Origin of the sequence: Synechococcus sp. CS-1326 (assembly GCF_025128115.1) — a bacterium.
In the GTDB taxonomy this organism is placed as follows: Bacteria; Cyanobacteriota; Cyanobacteriia; order PCC-6307; family Cyanobiaceae; genus Regnicoccus.
This window is the reverse complement of record NZ_JAHLYV010000011.1, coordinates 125,187-149,321: the sequence shown is the minus strand read 5'-3', so window position 1 is coordinate 149,321 and position 24,135 is coordinate 125,187. Positions and strand designations below refer to the sequence as shown.

Genomic DNA, 24,135 nt, shown 5'->3' with positions numbered 1-24,135 from the left:
CCCAACCCTGTGAGCATCTCAGGCTGGAGCGCCCCGCGGCCGCAGCGGCAGCAACGGCACCCGGAATGCCGTCTTCACCCCATCCTCCACGCTCAGCTGCAGCCACTCGATCTCCCAGGGGTCGTCCTGGGGGCCGAAGGCTTCCGGCACCGTCACCCGCAGCCGGAAGCTGCCGGGTTCCGGCAGGCGCAGGTGGTGGGTCTGGGTGAGGGTGAGCCAGTGGTCGCCATCGTTGGCGTGCTTCACCACCGCCAGCGTGGCCTGGTGATCAAGGCGGCGCTCACCGGTGGCATCGCTGAGGCTGAGGCTGAAGGGTGCCAGGGCGGGCGGTGGCAGCTCGGGTGTGGCGCCATCGGGGAGCTCCCAGCGGGCACGCACCACCAGCTTCAGCAGGCCCGGCCCGCCCAGCGGCAGCCGCACGGCCGCCACCCCCTCCTCCACCCGCAGCAGGCGTCGCGAGCGCGCCGCGCCGTACACGGCCGCCAGCAGGCAGAGCACGATCGCCTGGCTGACCACCGCCGTGAACAGCAACAGGCCGGCGTCCACGCTGTGGTTGCGCACCGTGCCGCGCAGCGTCACTGGGGCCTGCAGCGGCAAGCCGCTCACGCCGAGCAGCTCATCGAGTGTCACCTCCAGCTGGAAGCGGCCACTGGCCTTGGGGCGCAGCTGCAGCTGCAGCGCTGTGTCCCGCTCCTGCCAGCTGCCGCTTTCGCCGCCTTCCACCCAGACGCCGCTCTCACGCCAGCCGTCCTTGAACAGCTCCAGCACCGGGCGGCCTGTGGCATCCAGCAGGCGCACCCCCAGCTCCACCGTGCTGTTGTCTGGGAGCTCCGCCTCCAGCGCAATCCATGGGCTGCCCAGCCAGCCATCGCGCAACTTGAACATTTCGCTGCGGGCCGGTTGCTCCTCCGTCATCACCAGCAGGAGCCGCTGGGGTGGTTCGAGCGCCGAGAGCGCCAGCACCGCGAGCGGCAGCAGCGGCAGCAGCAGGCCCAGCAGCGGCCAGCGCACGCTGGTGTCACCGGCCGCACCGCCCGATCGGCCTGGTTCCAGGGAGTCCCTACCCTGACGGCGAAGGTGTGACGGGGTCATGGTCAAACCGCTGCTCCAGTTGCTGCTGACGGTTGGCTGGACGTTTCTGGGCGTCATCCTCATCTACGGCGGCCTGCTGCTGTTCGATCGCCTCTCGCCGATCGACTACCGCAACGAGATCCGCAAGGGCAACACCGCCGCCGGCGTGGTGCTCGGCGCCGTGATCCTGGCGATCGCCGCCGTGGTGGTGGCGGTGCTCTCCAGCTGACGGGCGGCGACCCGTGGCCAGCCGCAGCGGCGCCCCGCTCCGCCCGATCGAAGACTGGTTCCGCCAGCAGGGCTGGCGGCCGATGCCGTTTCAGCGCCAGTGCTGGAAGGCCTACCTGGAGGGCCGCGACGGCCTGATCCAGGTGCCCACCGGCGCCGGCAAAACCTATGCCGCCGTGATGGGGCCGATCGCCCGCCTGCTGGCAAGCCCCGGGCCGGGCGTGCGCCTGCTTTATCTCACGCCGCTGCGGGCACTCAGCCGCGATCTGGCCCTGGCGATCCGCGCGCCGATCGAGGCGATGGGCTGGCCGCTGCGGGTGGGCATCCGCAACGGCGACACCGCCAGCGCTGAGCGCAGCCGCCAGCTGCGCCAGCCGCCCCAGATCCTGATCACCACGCCCGAATCGCTGTCGGTGCTGCTGGCGAGCCCGAAGGCCGCCGAGCTGTTCGGCGGCCTCGAAACGGTGGTGCTGGACGAATGGCACGAGCTGATGGGCAGCAAGCGCGGCAGCCAGTGCGAGCTCTGCCTCAGCTGGTTGCGCAGCCACCGGCCCGCCCTGCGCACCTGGGCGATCAGCGCCACGATCGGCAATCTCGAGGAGGCGGCGCGCGCCGCGGTGGGGGGGCAGGCCGCAGCGCCGTTGATCGTCAGCGCCAGGCTGCGCCGCCACACCGAGATCCGCAGCCTGCTGCCCGAGCAGATCGATGGCTTCCCCTGGGCCGGCCACCTGGGCCTGCGCATGTACGAAGAGCTGGTGGCGGCGCTCGATCCCGCCATCTCCACACTGCTGTTCACCAACACCCGCAACCAGTCGGAGCGGTGGCATCAATGCCTGCGGTATGCCTGCCCGGAGATGGAAGGAGCGCTGGCCCTGCACCACGGCTCGATCGACCGGGCCGAGCGGGAGGCGATCGAAGCGGGGGTGAAGGCGGGCGGGATCCGCTGGGTGGTGTGCACCAGTTCGCTCGATCTGGGCGTCGATTTCCAGCCGGTGGAGCGGGTGGTGCAGATCGGCTCCGCCAAGAACCTGGCGCGTCTGCTGCAACGGGCCGGCCGCTCCGCCCATTGCCCCGGCGGCACCTCCCAGGTGCTGTTCATGCCCACCAACGCGCTGGAGCTGCTGGAGGTGAGCGCGATGCGGCGCGGACTGGCGGCGGGGCTGGTGGAGGTGCGGCGGCCACCGCTGGCCCCGCTCGATGTGCTGTTGCAGCACCTCACCACGCTGGCCTGCGGGCCGGGCTTCGAACCTGAGCAGGAGCTGGCCAACGTGCGCAGCGCCTGGAGCTACCGCCAGCTCAGCGACGACGACTGGCAGTGGTGCCTCCGCTTCCTGGAGCACGGCGGCGACTGCCTCGGCGCCTATCCCCGCTACCGCAAGCTCGAACGCGAGGCGTCGGCGGCGCCTCAAAGCACTCCGCCAGAACAGGACCCTCCAGACGCTCCGTTCCGCTACCGCGTGCGTGAGACCGCCATCGCCCGCCTGCACCGCCTCAACATCGGCACGATCACCGCCAGCCGCTCGATCACGGTGAAGGTGGTGCGGGGCGCCACGCTCGGCCACGTGGAGGAGGGATTCGTGAGCCGGCTCAAGCCCGGCGATGTGTTCTTCTTCGCCGGCCGCCAGCTGGAATTCGTACGCCTGCGCGAGATGACCGCCCTGGTGAAGGCCAGCAGCCGCAAGAGCAGCCTGGTGCCGGCCTGGGCGGGCGGCCAGATGGCCCTCTCCGATCTGCTCAGCTCACACCTGCGTCAGGAGGTCGATCGCTGCGCCCGGGCCCTGGCGGCCAGCGACCGCAGCGGGAGCCACGAACAGGAGGGCACTTCCAGGCTCGACACCCCCGAGCTGCGGGCCCTGGAGCCGCTGCTGCGCCGCCAGCACGAGCTGTCGGCCTTGCCGCGCGCCCATGAGTTTCTGGTGGAGATCACCCGCAGCCGCGAGGGCAGCCACCTCTACGCCTATCCCTTCGAGGGTCGCTTCGTGCATGAGGGGCTCGGCTTTCTCTGGGCCGGCCGCCTGGCCCGGATCCAGCCCGGCACGATCACGGTGTCGGTGAACGACTACGGCTTCGAGCTGCTGGCCCCGCGCGGCTATCCCTTCGCCGAGCTGTTCGAGAGCGAGGTCCCCACCCTGCTGGCCATCGAACGCCTTCAGGAGGATCTCGAGGCTTCGATCAACCTCTCCGAGCTCTGCCGCCGCCGCTTCCGCGCGATCGCCCAGGTGAGCGGCCTGGTGCTGAACGGCTTTCCCGGCCAGAACAAAACCGGCGGCCAGCTGCAGATCAGCGCCTCACTGCTGTTCGACGTGTTCCAGCGCCACGAACCCGGCCATCGGCTGCTGGCCCAGGCCCGCCGCGAGGTGCTCGACGAGCAGCTGGAGCTGGGCCGCCTGCAGGCGGCTCTCACGCGCCTGCGCTCCAGCGAGCTGCGCCTGGAGCTCACGCCGCGCCCGGGACCGTTCGCCTTCCCGCTGCTGGCGGAGCGGCTCAACAACCGCATGAGCAACGAATCGGTGCTGAGCCGGCTGGAGCGGCTGATGGCGGAGGCCAGGCGGGCTGAAAACCACATCCCCGCCTAATCTGATCTGGATTGATCAGCAACTTGTGCGCAGGGTCATCTACTGGCTGATGGGGGATCGGGCCGGCCGGGTGGTCGTCGGCAGCTGGCGCTGGCTCTGGGGTCTGCCGGTTGAATCCGGCGGCAAGGTGGCTGTGGCCGTGGCCGAGGAGTCGCTGCAATCGATGCAGGAATCCGTGCAGAAGCTGGCCAGGGCCGTGGCCCAGCAGGTGGGTTCCTACGAGCGGGCCAGGAACAAGTACCAGGAGAAAACCCGCGAGCTCAGCACCTATGAGCACCAGGCCCGCCTGGCCAGGGACTCCGATCAGATCGATGCTGCCCGATTGGCGATGGGCCGGGCCATCCAGATCGAGAAGCTGCTGCCCGCCCTCGGCGAGCAGGTGCAGCAGGCCGAAGCGTTCGTGAAGGCCTCCAAGGACAAATTGAACCGCGAGCGCCTCAAGCTCGAACAGTACAAATCCGACATGCAGAACATGAAGGATCTGGCTGAAGTCAACGCGGCGCTCGAATCGATTGCCAAGGTCAACAACGATTTCGACATCGGCTCTGCCCGCTCCTCCTTCGAGGCCGCCCGAAATGCCGTGGAGGGCCGCCACCTCACCAGCACCGCCCTCGCTGAACTCTCCGAGAATCCCCAGGAGAAAATGGCTGCCGATCTCGAGCAGCTCAGCCTGGATGAGGAAGTGTCCCAACGCCTCAGTGCCCTGAACCCTGCCCCGATGCGGCGCCTGCCGGAACTCCCACCACCATGAGCAGCAACGATGGCGGCAGCACCCGCAGCGGGCCACCCCCGATCATTTACATCCTGTTGCTTCTGGTCGGACTGGCGGCGCTCTGGACCTACCGGCCGCGCCTGGCCAATCTGCTCAAGGCCGGAGCCCCGTTCCCCAGCCTGCCCGGACTTCCCCAGGCTTCACCAGGCGGCGGCGGCCAGGGCGATCCGGCGGCGCTCTTTCCGCTGCCGGCAAGCGTTCCGGCCGGCACCACCGTCAGCATCGATGGCTCCACCAGCATGGTGCTGATCAACGAAGCACTCAAACTGGGGTTCGTCAGCGCCTTCCCCGGCACCGAGGTCAGCACGGCAGCGGTCGGATCCGACAACGGCATCCAGGCACTGCTGGGAGGCAGCATCACCCTGGCGGCGATCTCCAGACCGCTCACCGCCGAGGAGCAGGGCCGCGGCCTGGCCGCCATCCCTGTGACCCGTGATCGCATCGCCCTGGTGGTGGGAGTGGACAACCCGTTCCGCCGGGGGCTCTCGCGCCGCCAGGTGCAGCAGATCTTCCAGGGCGAAATCACCAGCTGGACCACCCTGGGGGGCGTCGATCGGCCGATCCGGGTGCTGAACCGGCCGAGCGTCAGCGGCACTCACACCGCCTTCCAGGCGATCGTTCTGGAAGGCAGGCCGTTCGGCACAACCGCCAACATCACCAGCCTCGCCCGGGACGCCACGACGCCGATGCTGCGCATGCTGGGAAGCGACGGAATCGGCTATGCCACCTACGGCCAGGTGGCTGACCAGCAGACCGTGAGAGTGCTGGCGATCGACGGGAACACGCCAGAAGCAGCCACCTACGCCTTCCAGCGTCCGCTGTACTACGCCTATCGCCAGCCAGCCGATCCAGCGGCGAAAGCCTTTCTCGGCTATGCCCTTTCCGAGGCCGGCAGGAAGCGGATCGAAGCAGGGGTCCAAGGTCCCTGAGGGGGCCGGACCCATCCTGATCGCCGGATCTCTCCGACGGCACACAGCCGGGGTTCAGGCCTTCTCCAGCCGCTTGATGATCACGCTCATCAACACCAGTGAGCCGACCAGGGCAATCAGCAGGGCGACAGTCATCGAGAAACGGGGCGGTTCAGACGGATTATCGCCGTTGTGATCAACCCTGTTCCGCCACAGGGGGCTGGGGATCCAGACAACGCTCGCGCAGCAGGCGGGAAACCGTGAGGTTGGCGCAGGGCGGATCGGTATCCATCTGGAGCAGCCACTCCGCCATTTCCATGCGCAGGGCGTAGGCATCTTCAAAGCGTTCCACCTGCTCAAGGCCGTGCAGGCGTCGCTCCATCCACTGACGGGTTTCGCTGGGCAGTTGGCGCTGAAACCGACGTTGGCTCACGGGGAAACTCCCGGTGGGTGTGCTGATCCTGCCTGATGGACCGCGATTGTCGGTAGCCAACCGAACACATTTCCAGCTGCGCTGCCGCCCGGATCCCAGTCGCTCAGAGCGTCACACCCACCAACCAGCGTCCCCCGACCCCGATCGCCAAGGCTCCCAGGCAGGCCAGCCAGACCAGCCGGCGGCTGGGCAGGAGCAAGCGGCGCAGCACCAGCCAGGAACCCGCTCCACCGACCAGCAGCACCAGGCTCTGGCAGAAGGCGATCACGTGGGGATCAGCGCTCCAGCTGGGCAGCGGCAGCTGGAAGCTGACCGGCAGCAACCGGCCCGCTTCCGCCATCCCCACCGGCAGGTGCCGCGCCAGCAACAGCCCCCAGAGCAGGGGCAGCAGGCCATAGAGCCCGAGGCGCAGACGCCGGGCAGCCCGCTCCGGCGGTGCCAACCAGCTCCCGATCCGAAGCGCAAGCAGGGCCAGGGCCGAAGGCAGCGCCAGGGCCAGGGCGGCGAAGGCCAGGCGCGGCAGCAAGGGGCCCGCCTGCAGGCTGTCGGGGGCCAGGGGCAGACCCCCCAGCAGCCGATCCCAGAACTTCAGGCAGACGCCGCCGGCGAGCACCAGGATCAGACCAGCCTCCCCATCGGGTGGCGCCATCTCCCGCTGCAGATCGGCGGCGGGTGGCCGCAGGCTCAGCTGCACGGAGCGGTGCGGGCAGGCCTGGACGCAGGTGAGGCAGAGCACGCAATTGCGGTTGTCGGCCAGATGGGCGGGGTGGGTGCCGAGCGGGCAGCCGGCCGTGGCCAGGCCCTCCCCCTCGGCAGGGCCGCCCTTGAAGCAGGCATAGGTGCTGCAGCTACCGCTGCAGGTGCCCTGCTGGGCGCGCAACTCCAGAATCGAAAGCTTGGCGAACAGGCCATTCATTCCCCCCACCGGGCAGAGATAACGGCACCAGAAGCGCTTCTCGAAGCGCAGCGAGCCGATCACCGCGCCAGCCGTGATCAGCAGCAGCAGGGCGCTGCTCAGCCGGGCGCTGTTCTCCAGATCGGCCAGCTCCTCCCAGAGCAGAATCGCGGCAAAACCAGCTGCCAGGGCCGGCGCCGCCCAGGCGTCGGTGTTGCCCCGGGGCCAGCTGGCCGGTTGCCAGCCGAGCGCCCGTGCCAGCCGCTGGACGATCTCACCCCAGACCATGAACGGACAGAACGAGCACCAGAGCCGCCCCACCAGGGGATAACTGAGCAGGATCAGCGGCCACCACCAGGCCCAGAACATGTTGAGCCCGCCGTTGTGGCCCCGGTCCTGGGGCCCCAGCCAAAGCCAGAGGTTGACCAGCACGAACACCCAGCTGACCAGACCGAACAGCAGGCTGTTCCAGAGCCGCGGCGAACGCATCCACTGACGCAGCGGCGGCTTCCAGCGCCAGAGGTCGAAGCGCAGCCGCTGGGGCCGTGGCGTCAGCCAGAACACCTCCTCGGGAAGCTGCAGCGGAGGGTTCCGCTCGGCTTCAGGCAGGCTGGGGACCTGCACCTGCCGCAGCGCCCGCTCCACCAGGCCTTCGAGTTCCCGCACATTGCCGGGGAAATCGTGGATCTGCAGCCGGCGGATCACTTCCTCACCCACCACCGGCGACACCGACCAGCCCAGCGCCCGGCTGCGCAGCCGCAGCAGGTAGCGCAGCCACTCGCCCAGGTCCTGGCGCCGCACCCGCAGCGGTGGCACCCGGATCACCGAGCAGCAGCGATCAAAGTCGGGCAGGGTCGTTTCGGTGGTGAAGAACAACCGGCCGGCGAAGCGGCGGGACGTGGAGCCGGCTCCGGGGGGGCTCCAATCGCCACTGCGGGCCAGGCTGAGCAGGGCCGGCAGCAGGGCCGCATCGACGCGGTCGAGCTTGTTGATCAGCAGGCTGCCGGCGCCGATGTCATCGAGCAGCGAGCCGACGCCATCACTGCCGGCACTGCCGAACAGCTCCGCCCCATCGCCCCGCAGCAGGGCCCCATCCAGCTGCACCATCAGGTGGCGGCGGGTGGTGGAGCCGAAGTGGATCAGGGCGGCCACATCATCTTTCTCCAGCCCGGGCTCACCGGCGATCAGCACCGGCCGGCGCTCCGGGTCGGCGGCGGCCTGCCGCACCCGCTCCCTCAGCCCTGCGGCATAGCGGCTGCTGCCGACGATGCCCCGCCGGGCCCGGCCGACCAGGTGGGGGGCCAGGCGCTGGAAGCGCTCGGGGACGTGGAGCGGCTCGGAATCTGTCACCGTCTCTCCTGTTCGATGGCCGTCACAGTGACCTGGGAGCGATCCGGTGAGCAGGTGGGCTCTGCCAGTCTGAAGCCGGTCTGCAGGATGATCGACAGATGACCCTGACTCTTTACGGTGGCACCCGCAGCCGGGCCTCGATGCCCCGCTGGTACCTGGCCGAAAAGGGAATCCCGTTCCAGTGGACGCTGCTGGACATGGCCGCCGGCGAGCACCGTCAGGAGCCGTTCCTGGCGCTCAACCCGTTCGGCAAGGTGCCCCTGCTGATCGACGACGAGGCGGTGGCGGCCGATGGCGGCAGCCTGAGCCTGTTCGAGAGCGGTGCCATCCTCCTTTACCTCGCCGATCGCTTCGGTCACGAGTTCAGCAGCCCGGCCCAGCGGGCCGAGGCGGAGCAGTGGGTGCTGTTCGCCAACGCCACGCTGGCCACGGCCCTGTTCGTCGAATCGGCGCGCCAGAAGGAGTTTCCCCGCTTGATGGCGGCCCTGAACAACCGGCTGGCAGGCGGCGCCCCCCTGCTGGGCACGGCCTGGGGGGTGGCGGATTGCGCCGTCCAGGCCCATCTCGCCTACCTGCCGGTCTTCTTCCCCCAGCTCGACCTCAGCCCCTACCCGAACGTGAAGAGCTGCATCGCCGCCACCCAGGCTCGCCCCGCCTACCAGGCGGCGATGGCCACGGGCTGAGCGATCGGATGCCCAGCCACCATCCCTTCGTCTGGCGCGGTCATCGCCTTGAGCTGCTGGCAGCCAAGGCGATCTGGGATCCGGCCCAGGGCCTGCTGCTGCTGGCCGATCTGCATCTGGGCAAGGCGGAGACCTTCCAGATCCACGGCATTCCCCTGCCCAGCGACGGCGATCTGGCCACCCTCAATGCGCTGCTGGCGCTCGCCCATCGCTGGCGTCCCCGCGAGGTGGTGCTGCTCGGCGACCTGATCCACAGCCGACTGGGGCTCACCGCTGAGCTGCGCCAGAAACTGGCGGCCCTGCCGGAGCTGCTCGGCTGCCGGCTCAGCCTGATCAGTGGCAACCACGAACGGGGCAGCTGGCTGGAAGGGTTGGCTGCCGGGCCCAGCGGCGCCAGGGGGCCGCTCTGGCTCAGCCATGCTCCGGAGCGGGCGCCGGCCGGCGGGGTGGAGCGGCTCAATCTCTGTGGCCATCTCCACCCGGTGGCGGTGGTGGGCTCCGGCGCTGACCGGCTCCGGCTTCCCTGCTTCAGCCTGGACCCAGCCGTCCCACGGCTGGTGCTGCCGGCCTTCGGTCAGCTGACCGGCGGCCACCCCTGCGATCCGCACCAGCCCTGCTGGCTGGTGGCCGATGGTTCGATCGTGGCCTGGCCAGGGGCGGGAACTAGAGGCTGCCGGCCAGGGAACGCACCACATCGCCCCGGGTGAGCACGCCGACGAGCTTGCCGCCATCAAGCACGAACAGGCGCTGGGTGCTGCGGTCGTGCAGCAGCCGGGCCGCCTCAGGCAGCGAAAGATCCGCCTCGCAGCTGTGGGGATGCTCCTGCATCAGCTCCCCCACCGTGCTGCCGAGCACCTGGTGCACCTGCCTGTCCCAGTCGAGCGGGTTGCGCAGATAGATCACCGCATCGAGCAACATCACATAGGGGCCGGCATCGAAGCCGCTTTCCTTCACCATCAGGTTCTGTTCGGTGAGTTCCCCGACCAGGGCGCCGCTGCCATCCACCACCGGCAGGCCACTGATGTGGTGGTCGGTCATGAGCTGCACCGCCTCCTGGAGCGGGGTCGCCGGGGTGACACTGAACACGGGGGTCGTCATCGCATCCGTCACACGAACGGCGGACGGGGAGTCGGTTGTCATCGGCGCGGCGCGGCTGCAAGGGTTCTAGGCCAGCGGGGCGCGGTTCGAGAAGCTCCGCCGCCGATCCAGGGGGAACGGCGCCGCTGCCCGATCAGACTGGCGGTCTCAGCCGGTGATCGACCGTGTCGCTCCGATCGATACAGCAGGCAGGGCCACCCGTCGCTTCCAGCCGGTCGAGGGCCCTCGCCGATGGGCTCACCGTGGCGCGTGCTCTGATCGGCCTGCCCCTGCTGCTGGCCCTGCTGGCCGGACAGGGCGGGCTGGCCTGGGGCCTGCTGCTGAGCGGCGGCCTCAGCGACTGGGCCGATGGCGTCCTGGCCCGTCGGGCCGGCGGTGGCTCCGCCTGGGGGGCCCGCCTCGATCCCCTCACCGACAAGATCCTGATCAGCGCCCCGCTGCTCTGGCTCGGCTCCAGCGGCAGCCTGCCGTTGTGGGCGGTGTGGCTGCTGCTGGCCAGGGAGCTGCTGATCTCAGGCTGGCGGTCCGGCCAGGGGGACGGCGGCCCCGCCTCCCGCGCCGGGAAAGCCAAGACCATCCTCCAGTTCAGCTCCCTGCTGCTGCTGCTCTGGCCCGCCGAGTGGAACCCTGGGGGCCTTGAGGTGGCCAAGGCCCTGCACAGCCTGGGATGGTGGCTGTTCTGGCCCTCCCTGCTGCTGGCGCTCAGCTCGGCGCTGGGGTATCTGCGCGCCGACCGTCGCAACTTTTAAGATTCAGACACTCACCTCAAGCCATGAGCAGCTCGGTCAGCCAGCACGCCATCGCCCCCGCCCAGGTGCGGCGCGGCGCCGGGGCCTGGCCCGAATCCCTGCCCAGGATCGCCGCCCTCTGCGCCCGCCCGCTGCTGCTGGGCCGCTCCGCAGCCACCGCCGCCCTGCGGGCCAGGCTGCTGGCCGACCTGCGCGGCGCCGGACTGGATCCGCTCCAGGCGGAACTGCAGCACGACTGCTGTGAGGAGGATCTGGCCCGCCTGGCAGCGGTGGTCCTGGCGGCCGCCGAGCGGGGCGCCGCCGTCGATGCCGTGATCGCCGTCGGTGGCGGCAAGGTGATGGACGCCGGCAAATTGCTCGCCCACCGCCTCGGCCTGGCCTGCATCACCGTGCCCAGCAGCGCCGCAACCTGTGCCGGCTGGACGGCTCTGGCCAACCTCTACACACCAAACGGTGCCTTTCAGGGGGATGTGGCCCTGGAGCGCTGCCCAGATCTGCTGATCTTCGACCACGAACTGGTGCGCCAGGCTCCGGCCCGCACCCTCGCCAGCGGCATCGCCGATGCGATGGCCAAGTGGTACGAGGCCTCGGTGAGCAGTGGCGGCAGCAGCGATGGGCTGATCCAGCAGGCGGTCCAGCAGGCCAGGGTGCTGCGCGACCAGCTGCTGCTCGATGGGCTGGAAGCGATCGCCTCCCCCGGCAGTGAGGCCTGGGTCAGGGTGGCCGAAGCGGCCGCGCTCACCGCCGGCCTGATCGGCGGGGTCGGTGGTGCCGGCTGCCGCACCGTCGCCGCCCATGCCGTCCATAACGGCCTCACCCAGCTGGTGGCCAGCCATGGCGCCCTGCATGGCGAGAAGGTGGGCTTCGGCGTGCTGGTGCAGCTGCGGCTGGAGGAACTGCTCTGCTCCAGCCAGCTCGCCGCCCAGGCGCGGCGTCAGCTGATCGGCCTGTTCCGCTCCCTTGCCTTGCCGGTCCGTCTCGACGAGCTGGGCCTGGCCGGCGCCACGCTCGGCGAACTGCAGGCGGTCTGCGCCTTTGCCTGCCGGCCCGGCTCCGACCTGCACCGTCTGCCCTTCCCGGTGACGGAAGCCGATCTGCTGGCCGCCCTGGTGAGCACCACCGCCGGAGCGCTTCTCCCGGAGGAACGCTCCGCCAGCCGTGAGCCGGTTTCTTGAGCCCCGAGCCAGCAGCGGCAGGGGCCTCCGGCCGGGAGCTGCTCGCCTGGGCCGCCCACTCCCTGGCTGACCCCCAGGGGCGGTCGCTGGCCGCAGCCGTGCAGTGGTGGGAGCTGCCGGGATGGCCGGATCGATGGCCGGTGGCCGTGCTGGGCAAGGGGGAACCGATCCTGCTGCTGCACGGCTTCGACAGCTCCCTGCTTGAGTTCCGGCGGCTGGCGCCCCTGCTGGCCGAACGGGCGCAGCTGTTCATCCCCGACCTGTTCGGATTCGGATTCAGCCCCCGCCAACCCGATGGCGCCGATGGCCCGGCCGGGGTGCTGGGGCATCTCGATGCCGTGCTGACGGCCATCGCCAGCCTGGATGCCAGGCCCGTGGGTCTGATCGGTGCCTCGATGGGTGGTGCCGTGGCACTGGAACTGGCCCGCCGCAGTCCGAAGCGGATCGGCCGTCTGCTGCTGCTCGCCCCAGCGGGGCTGACCGGCCGGCCGCAGCCGATCCCACCCCTGCTCGATGCCCTGGGTGTGTGGTTTCTGAGCCGGCCTGCGGTGCGGCGGGGCCTCTGCCGCCAGGCTTTTGCGAACCCGTCAGCCAGCGTGGGACCGGCCGAAGAAGAGATCGCCTCTCTGCATCTGCGCACGCCGGGCTGGGGCAAAGCGCTGGGGCGCTTTGCCCGCAGCGGGGGCTTCGCTGGCTGCGGTGATCCCTTGCCGCCGCAACCGCTGCAGGTGCTCTGGGGCGCCGACGACAGGATCCTGCGGCCACCGCTGAAGCGGGCGGCCCTGGCCCTGCTCGGCGATCGGGTGCAGGAGCTCAGGGACTGCGGACATCTTCCCCATCTGGATCAGCCCAGCAAAGTGGCCGCCTCCTGGTGAACCGAAGGCGGCCCTGGGTTCACCAGAGACCGCGGATAGGCTCAGGTGCAGGAGCCGGCTGGAAGACGGGTTCGGGGGCGGGAGCAGGCTGCATGATCGGCTCCGGAGCGGGGGCTGGCTCCACAACAACTACAGCGGCGGGCTGCCCGAAGCGGTAGCGGAATCCGAGCTTGGCGCCGAAATCGTTGTAGGAGTCGTAGCGGAGGTTGTCGCCATCGAAGCCCGAGGCACCGGAATAGGTGCCTTCCACATACACGTCAGCGTTGTTGCTGACCCCATAGCTCACGCCCAACTTGGCCTGCCAGCCGAACAGGCCCTGGTTGTCGCTGCCGGTGGAGACGCTGTTGCCGTTGCCCGAAAGCCTGATCCTCGGGGTGCTCAGGTTGGTATAACCGATGCCTCCACCGAGGTAGGGAGTCCAGCGGCTGCCGGTGCTGATGTCCCAGTAGGCGCTGGCGAAGATGTCGTTCTTGTTGATGATGCCTGAGGAGCCGATGTTGAAGTCGTTGCCGTTGTCCGAGACGCTCACATCGTTGACGCTGCCGCGGGTGTAGCCGTAGCTGAGCTCCGTCCGGATAGCACCGAAGTCGTAGCCGACGGCCAGATCACCGGAGAAGCCGCCGCCAAAGCTCACATCCCCGTTGACGTTGTCGAAACCCTGATTGTCCAGATTTCTGGTGCGGACGCCCAGCTCGCTGGGCCAGGCGGCGCCGAGACCGATCCCGACATACCAGCCGGTGGATTGTTCGTAGACCACCGACTCAGGCGTTCCGAAGGCCTGGGCAACCGTGCTATTCCGATTCATGCCCGGTTCGGTGGCGGGCAGTGCCGCGATTGGTGCGCCATCCGGGCTCAACAGGGCGGCACGGCCGGGAGCGGCCTCAGCGGCCGGCTCGATGGCACGGGCCGGGACGGCGAAACAGGTGCTGGCTGCCGTGAGCAGAACGCCCCCTAGCAGGGCCGCGCGGCTGGAGTTGTTCATTGGAAACGTTTTCCTGGATGATTCTTTCTAATCACGCCCCTTCCTTGCACTGCCAGCAAAAGGCCACTCAGCAAGCTGTCTGTCCGTGGGGGGGCAGGGCGGGCTCTGTTAGGAGAACGGCAAGCATCTGCTGTTGGCATGGCCGGCACCGAACCTGCGGACACATCCATCCACCAGGGAAGCGGCCCGCTGCTGCAACTGATCGCAGCGGGGCTGCAGGTCTGGATCCGCAGCCAGTGCGAGGCGGTGGAGAGCCTTGAGCTGCAGTTGCACGGCACGGCCATCCAGCTGCTGCGCGGCCGGCTGGAGGGGATCACCCTGATGGCCAGGCGCGTGGTCTACCAGGAACTCCAGATCGAGCTGGTCCAGCTGCGCAGCGATCCGCTGCAGCTGCGGCTTGGTCAGGTTCTCAAGGGCGAGCCGATCCGACTGGATCACCCGTTTCTGGTGCGGGGCCAGGTGGCCTTCACCGCCGCCGGCCTCAGCGGCTCCCTGGTCCGGCCGCGTTGGCAGGCCCTGGCCGATTTCCTCGGCGAGCAACTGCTCGGTCTGAGCCCGTTGAAGGGCCTGCGGATCGTGCGAGACACCCTGGTCTTCACAGCCCAGGCGGCAGGGGAAAGCCGTCTGATGGAACTGGAAACCAGGCCGGAGGCCATCGCCGGCAGCCTCGGCATCCTCTCCCTCGACGGCGACCTGAGGCTGCGCCTGCCGATGGATCCGAACATCCGGCTCGAAACCGCCAATCTCGAAGGGGGCATGCTCCAGCTGCACGGCGAAGCACAGGTGACCCCCTGACTGCCGCCGGCCACTCAGCCCAGCAAGGGCAACACCAGGGTCACGTAATAGAACACCACCGCCGGGGTGAACAGATAGCTGTCGATCCGGTCGAGGATGCCGCCATGGCCGGGGATGGCGTCACCGGAGTCCTTCACCCCCGCATCCCGTTTCATCATCGATTCGGTGAGATCACCCACCAGGGCGAACACCGACACCAGCCCACCGAGCAGCCCGCCCACCGCCCAGCCCCAGGGCCAGCCCAGCACAACCCCACCGAGCCCACCGACCAGCAGGGAGCAGGCCAGCCCCCCCAGGGCCCCTTCCACGGTCTTGCCAGGTGAAATCGGCGAGAGCGGATGCCGACCCAGCCGGCGGCCGATCACATAGGAGCCGATGTCGGTGGCGACCACCAGCAGGCAGGCCAGCAGGGTGAGCAGCATCCCTGGGCTGACGGCCCAGCCGGCCGTCTCCAGGTGGGGGGCCAGGGAGCCGGCGCTCAGATCGCGCAAGCGCAGCCAGTGGCTGGGCAGAAAACCCAGATAGAACAGCCCGAAAATCGAGGCGGCGATGTCGGCGATCGTGCCGGTGACCGGCTGCAGAAGCAGCCAGGCGCAGATCGCCGCTCCCGACACCGGCAGCACCGCCGCTGCCAGATCCGCCGCCATGCCGCCGCCGCTGGCCCACTGGGTGGCGATCAACAGCAGCTGGCAGACCACCAGGGTGGTTTTGGTGGCAGGCCTGATGCCCTTGAACTGGGCCAGCCGAAAGAACTCCAGAAGGGCCAGGTGCACGATCACCCCGACCGCCAGGGTGAACCACCAACCCCCCAGGCCAACCACCAGCAGGCCGAACGCCCCTGCCGCCAGCCCACTGACCACCCGCGGTTGAGAGGTTGGCGCTCTGGTGGATTCGCTCACCCGTGCCGCTCTGCCGCGATCAGGAAGAGGGGTTCGGCCGCCGCCAGGCGGGCCTGGCTGCCACGCCGCTGCATGCGATGCACCGTCGCCTGCACAACCTGCACATCCAGGGCTTCCAGCTGGCCGAGGGTATCGGTGGCATCCACCAGCCCCTCCAGATTCGCCGTGCTGATCACAAGGCGGCCGCCGGGTTGAAGCGCACTCCAGACGGCGTTGAGCACGGAGGACAGCGGGCGGCCCACCTCCAGCAGCACCCGATCGGGCCGGCCCGGCAGGATGTGAAGGTCGTCGGGAGCCTGCCCGGCGTGGATGTGCAGGTTGGCGATCCCGAAGCGGCGCCGGTTTTTCTCCAGCAGTTCAATCGCCTCTGGATCCCGCTCGAGGGTGTGCACCACGCCGGCGGGCATCAGCCGGGCAATCTCCAGGGCGAGGGCCCCGGTTCCGCCGCCCACATCCCAGACGAGCGAATCAGCCCGGGGCCGCAGGTGCGCCAGCAGCATCACCCGCAGCTCCATCGGCGTCGGGCTGAAGCCCGGCGCGTCCTCGAAGGCGCCATCCGGCAGGCCCGGGGTGACGAAGTCCCAGGCGAAATCTGAACCCGTTCCTTCACCGGCTGTTGCCCCGGAACTGCCGTCCTCGCCGGAAGCGCCCATTCTCAGCGCCATTCAGGCCACAACCTTCAAGCTATCAGCGATCTGGTCAGGCCAGAGCCGCCGCTGCTCCAGGAGCCAGTCGGCCCGGGGCGGGTCGATCCGCTCTCCGGGGATCAGCAGCGGAATGCCAGGCGGGTAGGGGCAGACCGGCTCCGCCGCCACCCGGCCGGCTGCAGCGGCCAGGGGAACGACCTGGCAGGGTGCCCGCCAGGCCTGCCCGACCGGCAGCTCCGGTTCGCCGACCAGGGGCAGGGGAGGCGGCTGAAACGCCGGCAGGGGTTGGCCACCGAGGGCGGCGTTGAGCTGGTGCAGCCGACGACCCAGGCGCCAGCCCAGCCCGAGGGGTGGATGCAGCCCCAGGCAGAAGGTGAGGCAGCCGGGTTCCGGCAGCTCGGCGATCACGCCCCGCTCGAGCAGCCACTGATCGGCCTGCAGGCCACTGATGCCCAGCGCCGCGGTGTGCAACACCAGTCGCAGCGGGTCCTGGTTGGCCACCAGCGGCAGCCCCGCCGCCGCCAGGCTGCTCCGCAGCTGGCTGCCGATCCGCAGGGCACGGGCCAGCTGCGCTCCACCCTCACGGCTGTGGAGCTGGGTGATGGCCGCTTCAGCGGAGGCCAGCAGCAGGGCGCTGGGGCTGGAGGTCTGCAGCCAGAGCAGCGCCCGCTCCACCTCCGCAACGGCGACCCGGCCACCCTGCAGCAGCAGCGCGGCGCTCTGGCCCAGCCCACCGGCCGCCTTGTGCAACGACTGGACCACCAGATCGGCGCCGGCGCCCAGCGCGGAAGTCGGCAGGAGATCGGGGGGCAGGGCGGCGGCACCGAAATGGGCGCCGTGGGCCTCATCGACCAGCACCGGCAGGCCGTGCTGGTGGGCCAGCTCGATCAGCCCCGCCAGTTCAGCGGCCAGGCCCTGATAGGTGGGATGAACCAGCACCAGGGCAGCCACAGAACCGGCGGCGGCGAGGACCCGCTCCAGCCGGGCCGCTGTGGGCGGCAACCAGAGGCCGGTGGCGGCATCGAAGGGGAGATCGAACAGCACCGGCCGCAGCTGGGCCAGCACGCAACCGTGCAACAGGCTGCGGTGCAGATTGCGGGGCAGCAGCACCCTTGAGCCCGGCGGGGCCAGGGCCAGCAGGCCAGCCTGCAGCAAGCCGCTGGCACCATTCACGCCGAACCAGCAGCGATCACTGCCGCAGAGGGCCGCCGCAGCGCCCTGGGCCACAGCCACAGCGCCATCGGCTTCGAGGGGGCCGCCGATCCAGGGGAGCTCGGGCAGATCCCAGCGGCCCGGGGGGCCGGCCAGCAGCTGACGCAGTCCCGGCGCCAGACCCCGGCCCCGGACATGGGCCGGCAGATGCAGGGCCAGGCCAGGCCCCGGGGCGCGCAGAGCGTGCAGCAGGCGCATGGCCAGGGCGGGAATGTTCCTAGAGTCTGGGGTCAGATCCGTGGCTGCCCGGGAGTTTCCACCATCACCACAAGCGTTTCGTCACCCCCGGCCCGCTTCGCCTCCCTGGCCCCGGAGCCGAGCCCCATCTACGACCCCCGGGCCGATCGCCGCTGGCTGCTGCTGCGGCCCTGGATCCTGATCGCCCGGTTGGTGGAGGTGCTGTGGCAACTGCTCGGCCTGGCAGTGCTCCTGGCCGTGCAGGGGGACAGCCGGGATCCGGCCGTGCAGCAACGGGTGGGGAAACGCATTCTCACCACCCTTTCGGGTCTGGGCCCCTGCTTCATCAAGGTGGGGCAGGCCCTCTCCACCCGTCCCGACCTGGTGCGTCGCGACTGGCTTGACCAGCTCAGCCAGCTGCAGGACAACCTGCCCCCCTTCCCCCACGCCGTTGCCCTGGCGGTGATCGAGGCCGAACTGGGCGCACCGGCCGAGCAACTCTTCGAGCACTTCCCCTCCTATCCGGTGGCAGCAGCCAGCCTCGGCCAGGTCTACAAGGCTGAGATCGCCGGCGGCCACTGGGTGGCCGTCAAGGTGCAGCGGCCCAACCTGGCCTTTCTGCTGCGACGGGATCTGGTGCTGATCCGCCTGATCGGCGTGCTCGGCGCCCCCTTCCTGCCGCTCAACCTCGGTTTTGGCCTCGGCGACATCATCGATGAATTCGGCCGCAGCCTGTTCGAGGAAATCGACTACTGCCGCGAAGCCGACAACGCCGATCGCTTCGCCGCCCTGTTCGCCACCAATCCGGCCGTCACGGTTCCGACGGTGGAGCGGCTCCTCTCCAGCCGCAGGGTGCTCACCACCAGCTGGATCAACGGCATCAAGCTGCAGGACCGGCAGGAGCTGGAGTCCCACCATCTCGACCCGGAAGCCCTGATCCGCACCGGCGTGATGGCGGGCCTGCAGCAACTGCTGGAGTTCGGCTACTTCCATGCCGATCCCCATCCCGGCAACCTCTTCGCCCTGCCCGGCAAAACCGGTCCGATGGGCCATGTCGCCTATGTCGACTTCGGCATGATGGATTCGATCAGCAACGCCGACCGTCTCACCCTGACAGCGGCGGTGGTGCATCTGATCAACCGTGATTTCGAAGCCCTGGCCAGGGATTTTCAGGTGCTGGGCTTTCTGAGCAGAACCGCCGACCTCACGCCGATCGTGCCGGCGCTGGAAACCGTGCTCGGTGGCCAGCTGGGTGAGAACGTGGGCTCCTTCAACTTCAAGGCGATCACCGACCGCTTCTCGGAGCTGATGTTCGATTACCCCTTCCGGGTGCCGGCCCGCTTCGCCCTGATCATCCGGGCGGTGGTGAGCCAGGAGGGCCTGGCGCTGCGGCTGGATCCGAGCTTCAGGATCATCCGGGTCGCCTACCCCTACGTGGCCAGGCGGCTGCTGGCTGGGGACACCGCCGAGCTGCGCGAGAAGCTGCTGGAGGTGCTGTTCGACAGCCAGGGCAGGCTCCAGCTGGAGCGGCTGGAAAATCTGCTCAGTGTGGTGGAGCAGGATGAAGCCAATGCCGATCTGCTTCCCGTGGCCAGTGCGGGGCTGCGGCTGCTGCTCGGGCGCCGCGGCGAGAGGCTGCGTCAACGCCTGCTGCTGATGCTGGTGCGTGACAACCATCTGCACACCGAGGATCTTCAGGCGCTGCTCGGGCTGCTGCGGCGCACCTTCTCGCCCCTCAAGCTGGCAGGCGGCATGCTGCAGCGCCTCAACCCCCTCGCGCCGGCCGCCTGAGCCGGGGCAGGGGTCCAGGCAGAGGATCGCTAGGGTCACTGCTTCAACCCTTGCCAGCCGTCGCCGTGATCTCCGAGCCGATCGATCTGAGCGAGGCCGCCAGCCTGCTGGCGGGCGGTGGCTTCGGCGATCTCGACGCCCAGGAGATCCTGCTGCAATACGTGCCGGTGGGCCAGCCGCCGTTCTTTCTGGCCGGCGTTGGCCTGTTGATCAGCCTGCTCTGCGGCCTCACCTTCTCCAGATTGGTGCAGAACCGGCTGGATGGCTGGAAGCAGGATCGCCTGGCCTTGCTTCCCCTGGGAACGGCCGAAACGGTGGCTTCTTACACCGGCATCATCATGGGGGTCACCCTGTTCATCGGTGGCAGCCTGCAGGTGTTCGGCTTCGGGGGTGGCACCGCCCTTCTGGTGGCCTTTCTGCTGTCGTTGCTCACAGCCGGTGGCCTCTGGATCCAGCTGGAGCGGCTGATGGGCCAGGTGCAGGACGGCAGCTTCAGGGCCGTGGACTTCGATAACTTCGATCAGTTTTTCTAAGCGACCAGATAACCCTCCAGCCGGCGGGACTGGGAGCGGATGCCGTCCAGGGCGCGGCGCTCCAGGTTGCGGGTCTTGTCGCGGCTCATGCCCAGGGTTCTGGCAATCGACGTGAGGCTCATCGGCTCTTCCACGTCGATGCCGTAGCGCATCTTCAGCACATCACGCTGCAGCTCCGGCAGTTGCTCCAGCAGCGCCCGCATGTCACCCCGCAGGCACTCGCTGTCCACGTTCTCCTCCGGCAACGTGCCATCCCCCTGCAGCAGATCCAGCAGTTCGGTGTCTTCGCCGTCGCCCACCTTCGTTTCCAGGCTCACCGGTTGCCGCGCCCGGCAAAGCAGATCCTTCACCTCCTCCTCCGGCAGCTCCACAGCCACCGCCAGCTCGCTCAGGGTGGGTGTGCGGCCCAGCTCCTGGCTCAGTTCCCGCTGGCCTTTCTTCAGCTTGTTGAGCGTTTCGGTGATGTGGATCGGCAGCCGGATCGTGCGGCTCTTCTCGGCGATCGCCCGGGTGATCCCCTGGCGGATCCACCAATACGCATAGGTGGAGAACTTGTAGCCGCGGGTGGGATCGAACTTCTCCACACCTCGCACCAGGCCGATCGTGCCCTCCTGGATCAGGTCCAGAAGCTCCATGTTCCGCTTGGTGTATTTCTTCGCCACGCTCACCACCAGCCGCAGGTTCGCCGCCACCATCCGCTCCTTGGCCCGGCGGCCGTTGATCAGCTTGCGCTTCAGCACCGGCACCGGCAGCTCCAGCGCCGCCGCCAGCACCTCCAGGGTGGGCTTCACCCCACCGGCGCGCATCTCAAGTTCCAGCTCCGTTTCCTCCAGACGCATCAGCTCCTGCACCTGGCGGCCCAGGGTGATCTCCTGCTCATGGCTCAGCAGGGGCACACGGCCGATGTCCCGCAGGTAGGAACGCACCAGGTCGCCGCTGGGAAGGATTCCATGGGAGGAATCGGAAGCGGCCATCGGGAGAGAAGGCATGGGGCCGGTACGCAAGTTAGGAAACTTTTGTGTTTCGTAAATTACCATCCTCTGACCAGTCCGGTCCAGACGACAGAGGGCGGGGAGATCGCGGACCAGGGGGATGCCGGCAGAGCGTGTTCAGAAACTTCTGGCAGCGGCCGGTCTCTGCTCCCGGCGCCGCGCCGAGGAGCTGATCAGCGCCGGGCGGGTCCGGGTCAATGGCAGGCTCGCCCAGCTCGGTGACCGGGCCGATCCCGATCACGACAGGGTGGAACTGGATGGCCAGGCGCTCCCCAGCCGGCCAGCTCCGATCCTGCTTCTGCTCAACAAACCGGCCGGGGTGCTCTGCACCTGCCACGACCCGCAGGGCCGCCCCACGGTGCTCGACCTCCTGCCAAGGGAACTCGCCGATCAGACCGGGCTCCACCCGGTCGGCCGACTCGACGCCGACAGCCGCGGCGCCCTGCTGCTCACCAATGACGGCGCCCTCACCCTGCGGCTCAGCCATCCACGCTTTGCCCACACCAAGACCTATCGGGTACAGCTGGCCGGCCAGCCGAGCCCGGCCTGCCTGGAGCGCTGGCGGAGGGGGCTTCCCCTCGATGGCCAGCCCGCCCTGCCGGTGGGAATTCAGCCGCTTGGCCGCAGCGCCGAGGGCTGCTGGCTGGAACTGACGATGCGGGAGGGGCGAAACCGCCAGATCCGGCGCACGGCCAGAGCCCTGGGGCATCCCGTTCTCGACCTGCAGCGGGTGGCGATCGGCCCGATCCAGCTGGGAACCCTGCCGGAGGGGCAGTGGCGTCACCTTGCTGGCCAAGAATGGCCCGATCAGGCCTGACGGCACCGAGCCGATCCCAGAACCATGCCCCGCTCCAGGATCGTCTCCACACTCTCTGCCCCGCTCAGGAGCTGGCTGGATCGAAAACGGGGCCACCCATCCACCCCGGCCGCGCCGGAGGTCGATCCCCTCCTCGGGGTCGGGCAGCTGTTGCGGCGACAACGGGAGGAGCGGGCCCTCAGCCTGCGCCAGCTCGCCAGCGAGACGCGGATCAGCACGCCGGTTCTGGAGGCCCTTGAGCGGGGCTGGCGCGACCGGTTGCCCGAGGCGGCCTACCTGCGCACGATGCTGCCGCTGCTCGAACATCACCTGGCATTGCCGCCGGGGTCCCTGGAGCCGGCCCTGCCCCGGAAGCCAACGGATCCCGAGAGCGACTGGGGATCGAGACGCCCCTCCCTGCTGGCCAGGTTCACCCCGGGCTCGATCGAGGTGTTCACCACCTGGCAGGGCACGGTGCTCTACGCGGTGGTGACCGCCGGCCTGATCTACGGGATCAATCTTCAGCAGCAGAGGCTGGCTGCCGCCAACCAGCTGACCCTGCGTCCCGTTTCACCCCTGCCGATCAGCGCGCCGGACTCCCGCTCCGACGCGAGTGGAGAACTGCTCAAGGCCTATCCGGATCTGAGGCCCCTGCAACAGGCCGAGCAAGGGGTGGCCATGCAGCGGCTGCGGGAACGGGAGGCCCGCAACACGCTGCCGGCAGGCGTCCTGCGTCTGCAACTGCTCAGCCCCAGCCGGGTGAGCCTGAGCAGCGAGACCGGCGAACGCAGCGAACTGGAGGGGGTCAGCGGCGAGCTGGTCCTGCAGATGCAGCCGCCGATCCGGTTGCAGCTCGAACCGGCGCCCAGCGGACCTGCCGTGTTCTGGGACGGACAGCCGGTTTCCCCCCAGGCGGGTCAGAGGGGCAGGTTCCGGATCCCAGCTGCTCCCGCCGCCAGCTCCCCACCGGCACCGGCTGCCCCACGGCCATAGCGCCGGGCCAGTCCCCCCAGCCCCTCGATCGCTCCGCCCAAGCTTTCGATCGGCTCGCTCAGACGCCAGCTCCAGTTGTCGCTGATCGTGCCGGGGGTGTTGAAGCGGGCCCGGTCGTCGAGATGCAGGAGGTCCTGGAGGGGCACCACGGCCAGCTCCGCCCTGCTGCCCAGCGCCAGCTCCAGCAGCTGCCAGCCCGGGGCGTCGATGATCTGACCGATCCGCTCCCCCACCTGGCGGCGCTGATCTTCTGAGAGGTTCTGCCACCAACCCAGGCAGGTGGCGTTGTCGTGGGTGCCGGTGTACACAACCCAGCGATCCCCCTTGTAGTTCTCAGGCAAGTAGGCGTTGTCGGTGTTGCCATCGAAGGCGAACTGGAGGATCTTCATGCCCGGCAAGGCGAAGCGATCCCGCAGGGCTTCCACGGCCGGGGTGATCACGCCCAGATCTTCAGCAATCAGGGGCAGGGTGCCGCCGCAGCGGCGGCGCAGCGCCCGCAGCAGAGCCACCCCGGGGGAACGTCGCCAGACCCCATGCTCCGCCGTCTCGGCGTCGGCCGGCACCCGCCAATAAGACTCCAGGGCCCTGAAGTGATCGAGCCGCAGCAGATCCAGCCGCTCCAGCTGCCCCTGCAACCGCCGCAGCCACCAGCGGAAGCCGGTGAGCCGGTGCCAGGACCAGCGATACACCGGTGTGCCCCAGAGCTGGCCGGTGGCCGCGAAGTAATCGGGCGGCACGCCGCTCTGGGCGGTGAGCGAACCATCGCCACGCACCGAAAACAGCCGGCGATGGGCCCAGACATCGGCGCTGTCGTGGGCCACATAGAAGGGAAGATCGCCGATCAGCTGCACGCCGCAACGGTGGGCGTGGTCGCGCAGCCCCTGCCACTGGCGATGCAGGTGCCACTGGAGCAGGGCTTCCCGCAGCAGGGCGGCGGCATGGTCTTGCTCCAGACGAGCCAGGGCGCGGCGCTGGCGGCGGGCCAGGGGGGCGGGCCAGTCCCACCAGGGGCGCTCCCCGTGCAGCGCCCGCAGCACCATGAACTGGCTGTGGTCACGGAGCCAGCCGGACTGCTGGCGGCGCCAGTCGTCGAAGACCTGCCGCTGCTCCGGCGGCTGATGGTCCCAGCGCCGCAGCAGCAGGCTGCCCAGGGCCGCGGCCCGCACTGGGCAGGCCTCCAGGTCGAGTTGGTCGTGCCGACCGGCCGGGAGGCCGCTCAGGTCCGCCGGATCCAGAAAGCCCTCCTCCACCAGCTGCTCGGCATCGAGAAACCAGGGATTGAGGGCGAAGCCGCTCGGGGAGCTGTAGGGCGAACCGGTGGAATCGGTGGGCGCCAGCGGCAGCAACTGCCAGGCAGCGATGCCCTGGTCGGCCAACAGATCCAGCCACTGGTGGGCGGCCGCCCCGAAACTGCCGCAACCGGGGCTGCCCGGCAGGGCGGAAGGATGCAGCAGCACGCCGCAGCGGCGAGGCCGCTCAGAGGAGATCACGAGGTGGGGATCACG

24 protein-coding genes are annotated in these 24,135 nt (G+C 69.3%); 14 read left to right on the top strand and 10 right to left on the bottom strand.

What is annotated here, in order from left to right; translation table 11 throughout:
- Positions 1-18 precede the first annotated feature (18 nt).
- Positions 19-1,092 (bottom strand): hypothetical protein, encoded by a 1,074-nt coding sequence (locus KQ307_RS03650; protein WP_259726968.1) that lies wholly within the window; start codon positions 1,090-1,092, stop codon positions 19-21.
- On the opposite strand from KQ307_RS03650, the gene KQ307_RS03645 reads away from it, so the two are divergent.
- From KQ307_RS03645 to KQ307_RS03630, 4 genes are all read left to right on the top strand, one after another.
- A complete protein-coding gene (locus tag KQ307_RS03645) occupies positions 1,091-1,300 on the top strand; it encodes a DUF350 domain-containing protein (protein WP_259701446.1) in 210 nt (69 codons plus the stop codon). The genes KQ307_RS03650 and KQ307_RS03645 overlap by 2 nt on opposite strands.
- Positions 1,301-1,382: 82 nt before the next feature.
- Positions 1,383-3,875 carry a ligase-associated DNA damage response DEXH box helicase gene (locus KQ307_RS03640; protein ID WP_399241609.1) on the top strand — a complete coding sequence of 831 codons (2,493 nt, stop codon included), beginning with the start codon at positions 1,383-1,385 and terminating at the stop codon, positions 3,873-3,875.
- A 25-nt stretch (positions 3,876-3,900) separates the two neighbouring features.
- Complete coding sequence (locus KQ307_RS03635; RefSeq protein ID WP_259701444.1) at positions 3,901-4,626, top strand: PspA/IM30 family protein; 726 nt, start codon at positions 3,901-3,903, stop codon at positions 4,624-4,626.
- Entirely contained in the window at positions 4,623-5,576 is a 954-nt protein-coding gene (locus KQ307_RS03630; RefSeq protein ID WP_259701443.1) for a substrate-binding domain-containing protein, read from the top strand. Before KQ307_RS03635 ends, KQ307_RS03630 begins: the two co-directional genes overlap by 4 nt.
- A gap of 175 nt (positions 5,577-5,751) precedes the next feature.
- On the opposite strand, the gene KQ307_RS03625 is transcribed toward KQ307_RS03630, so the two are convergent.
- The gene (locus KQ307_RS03625) at positions 5,752-5,988 is read right to left on the bottom strand and encodes a hypothetical protein (protein WP_259701442.1); all 237 of its coding nucleotides are present in this window, start codon (positions 5,986-5,988) and stop codon (positions 5,752-5,754) included.
- A 103-nt stretch (positions 5,989-6,091) separates the two neighbouring features.
- A complete protein-coding gene (locus KQ307_RS03620) occupies positions 6,092-8,233 on the bottom strand; it encodes a 4Fe-4S binding protein (RefSeq protein ID WP_259726966.1) in 2,142 nt (713 codons plus the stop codon).
- Positions 8,234-8,331: 98 nt separating this feature from the next.
- Here KQ307_RS03620 and KQ307_RS03615 point away from each other — a divergent pair, with 98 nt between their 5' ends.
- Together KQ307_RS03615 and pdeM are read left to right on the top strand one after the other, a co-directional pair.
- On the top strand, positions 8,332-8,916 hold the full coding sequence (locus tag KQ307_RS03615) for a glutathione S-transferase family protein (protein WP_259726965.1): 585 nt from the start codon (positions 8,332-8,334) through the stop codon (positions 8,914-8,916).
- Between the two features lie 8 nt (positions 8,917-8,924).
- Positions 8,925-9,623, top strand: a complete 699-nt coding sequence (gene pdeM / locus KQ307_RS03610) for a ligase-associated DNA damage response endonuclease PdeM (RefSeq protein ID WP_259726964.1) — start codon at positions 8,925-8,927, stop codon at positions 9,621-9,623.
- Here the strand turns inward: pdeM and KQ307_RS03605 are convergent.
- The gene (locus KQ307_RS03605; protein ID WP_259701456.1) at positions 9,580-10,014 is read right to left on the bottom strand and encodes a CBS domain-containing protein; all 435 of its coding nucleotides are present in this window, start codon (positions 10,012-10,014) and stop codon (positions 9,580-9,582) included. The two genes, pdeM and KQ307_RS03605, sit on opposite strands and share 44 nt — an antisense overlap.
- Positions 10,015-10,193: 179 nt before the next feature.
- On the opposite strand from KQ307_RS03605, the gene KQ307_RS03600 reads away from it, so the two are divergent.
- Genes KQ307_RS03600 through KQ307_RS03590 form a run of 3 tightly spaced genes read left to right on the top strand, consistent with a single transcriptional unit; the run spans position 10,194 to position 12,813 of the window.
- The gene (locus KQ307_RS03600) at positions 10,194-10,763 is read left to right on the top strand and encodes a CDP-alcohol phosphatidyltransferase family protein (protein ID WP_259726982.1); all 570 of its coding nucleotides are present in this window, start codon (positions 10,194-10,196) and stop codon (positions 10,761-10,763) included.
- A 23-nt stretch (positions 10,764-10,786) separates the two neighbouring features.
- Complete coding sequence (locus KQ307_RS03595; RefSeq protein ID WP_259726963.1) at positions 10,787-11,938, top strand: iron-containing alcohol dehydrogenase; 1,152 nt, start codon at positions 10,787-10,789, stop codon at positions 11,936-11,938.
- Entirely contained in the window at positions 11,935-12,813 is an 879-nt protein-coding gene (locus tag KQ307_RS03590) for an alpha/beta fold hydrolase (protein WP_399241601.1), read from the top strand. The genes KQ307_RS03595 and KQ307_RS03590 overlap by 4 nt, the downstream gene beginning before the upstream one ends.
- Before the next feature lie 19 nt (positions 12,814-12,832).
- Here the strand turns inward: KQ307_RS03590 and KQ307_RS03585 are convergent, their stop codons facing one another.
- Positions 12,833-13,795: an outer membrane protein gene (locus tag KQ307_RS03585; protein ID WP_259726962.1), complete on the bottom strand. Its 963-nt coding sequence runs from the start codon at positions 13,793-13,795 to the stop codon at positions 12,833-12,835.
- Positions 13,796-13,933: 138 nt separating this feature from the next.
- Between KQ307_RS03585 and KQ307_RS03580 the strand changes: the two genes are divergently transcribed.
- Complete coding sequence (locus KQ307_RS03580; RefSeq protein ID WP_259726961.1) at positions 13,934-14,590, top strand: DUF2993 domain-containing protein; 657 nt, start codon at positions 13,934-13,936, stop codon at positions 14,588-14,590.
- A 14-nt stretch (positions 14,591-14,604) separates the two neighbouring features.
- On the opposite strand, the gene KQ307_RS03575 is transcribed toward KQ307_RS03580, so the two are convergent.
- From KQ307_RS03575 to KQ307_RS03565, 3 genes are read right to left on the bottom strand one after another with little or no spacing between them, the layout of a single operon-like run.
- Complete coding sequence (locus tag KQ307_RS03575; protein ID WP_259701434.1) at positions 14,605-15,489, bottom strand: phosphatidate cytidylyltransferase; 885 nt, start codon at positions 15,487-15,489, stop codon at positions 14,605-14,607.
- Entirely contained in the window at positions 15,486-16,142 is a 657-nt protein-coding gene (gene cbiT, locus KQ307_RS03570) for a precorrin-6Y C5,15-methyltransferase subunit CbiT (RefSeq protein ID WP_259726960.1), read from the bottom strand. The genes KQ307_RS03575 and cbiT overlap by 4 nt, the downstream gene beginning before the upstream one ends.
- Positions 16,143-16,154: 12 nt before the next feature.
- Complete coding sequence (locus KQ307_RS03565; RefSeq protein ID WP_259726959.1) at positions 16,155-17,546, bottom strand: aminotransferase class I/II-fold pyridoxal phosphate-dependent enzyme; 1,392 nt, start codon at positions 17,544-17,546, stop codon at positions 16,155-16,157.
- A gap of 105 nt (positions 17,547-17,651) precedes the next feature.
- Here KQ307_RS03565 and KQ307_RS03560 point away from each other — a divergent pair, with 105 nt between their 5' ends.
- Positions 17,652-19,316, top strand: coding sequence for an AarF/ABC1/UbiB kinase family protein (locus KQ307_RS03560; RefSeq protein WP_259726980.1), 1,665 nt, complete (start codon positions 17,652-17,654; stop codon positions 19,314-19,316).
- A gap of 50 nt (positions 19,317-19,366) precedes the next feature.
- On the top strand, positions 19,367-19,849 hold the full coding sequence (locus KQ307_RS03555; RefSeq protein ID WP_399234864.1) for a hypothetical protein: 483 nt from the start codon (positions 19,367-19,369) through the stop codon (positions 19,847-19,849).
- Here KQ307_RS03555 and KQ307_RS03550 read toward each other — a convergent pair.
- Entirely contained in the window at positions 19,846-20,838 is a 993-nt protein-coding gene (locus KQ307_RS03550; RefSeq protein WP_311133728.1) for an RpoD/SigA family RNA polymerase sigma factor, read from the bottom strand. The two genes, KQ307_RS03555 and KQ307_RS03550, sit on opposite strands and share 4 nt — an antisense overlap.
- Before the next feature lie 103 nt (positions 20,839-20,941).
- On the opposite strand from KQ307_RS03550, the gene KQ307_RS03545 reads away from it, so the two are divergent.
- Both KQ307_RS03545 and KQ307_RS03540 read left to right on the top strand, forming a co-directional pair.
- Complete coding sequence (locus tag KQ307_RS03545; RefSeq protein WP_259726958.1) at positions 20,942-21,658, top strand: pseudouridine synthase; 717 nt, start codon at positions 20,942-20,944, stop codon at positions 21,656-21,658.
- 24 nt (positions 21,659-21,682) lie between these two features.
- Positions 21,683-22,630, top strand: a complete 948-nt coding sequence (locus KQ307_RS03540) for a RodZ family helix-turn-helix domain-containing protein (protein WP_259701428.1) — start codon at positions 21,683-21,685, stop codon at positions 22,628-22,630.
- Here the strand turns inward: KQ307_RS03540 and malQ are convergent.
- Positions 22,555-24,120, bottom strand: a complete 1,566-nt coding sequence (malQ, locus tag KQ307_RS03535) for a 4-alpha-glucanotransferase (protein WP_259726957.1) — start codon at positions 24,118-24,120, stop codon at positions 22,555-22,557. The two genes, KQ307_RS03540 and malQ, sit on opposite strands and share 76 nt — an antisense overlap.
- Positions 24,121-24,135: the final 15 nt, after the last annotated feature.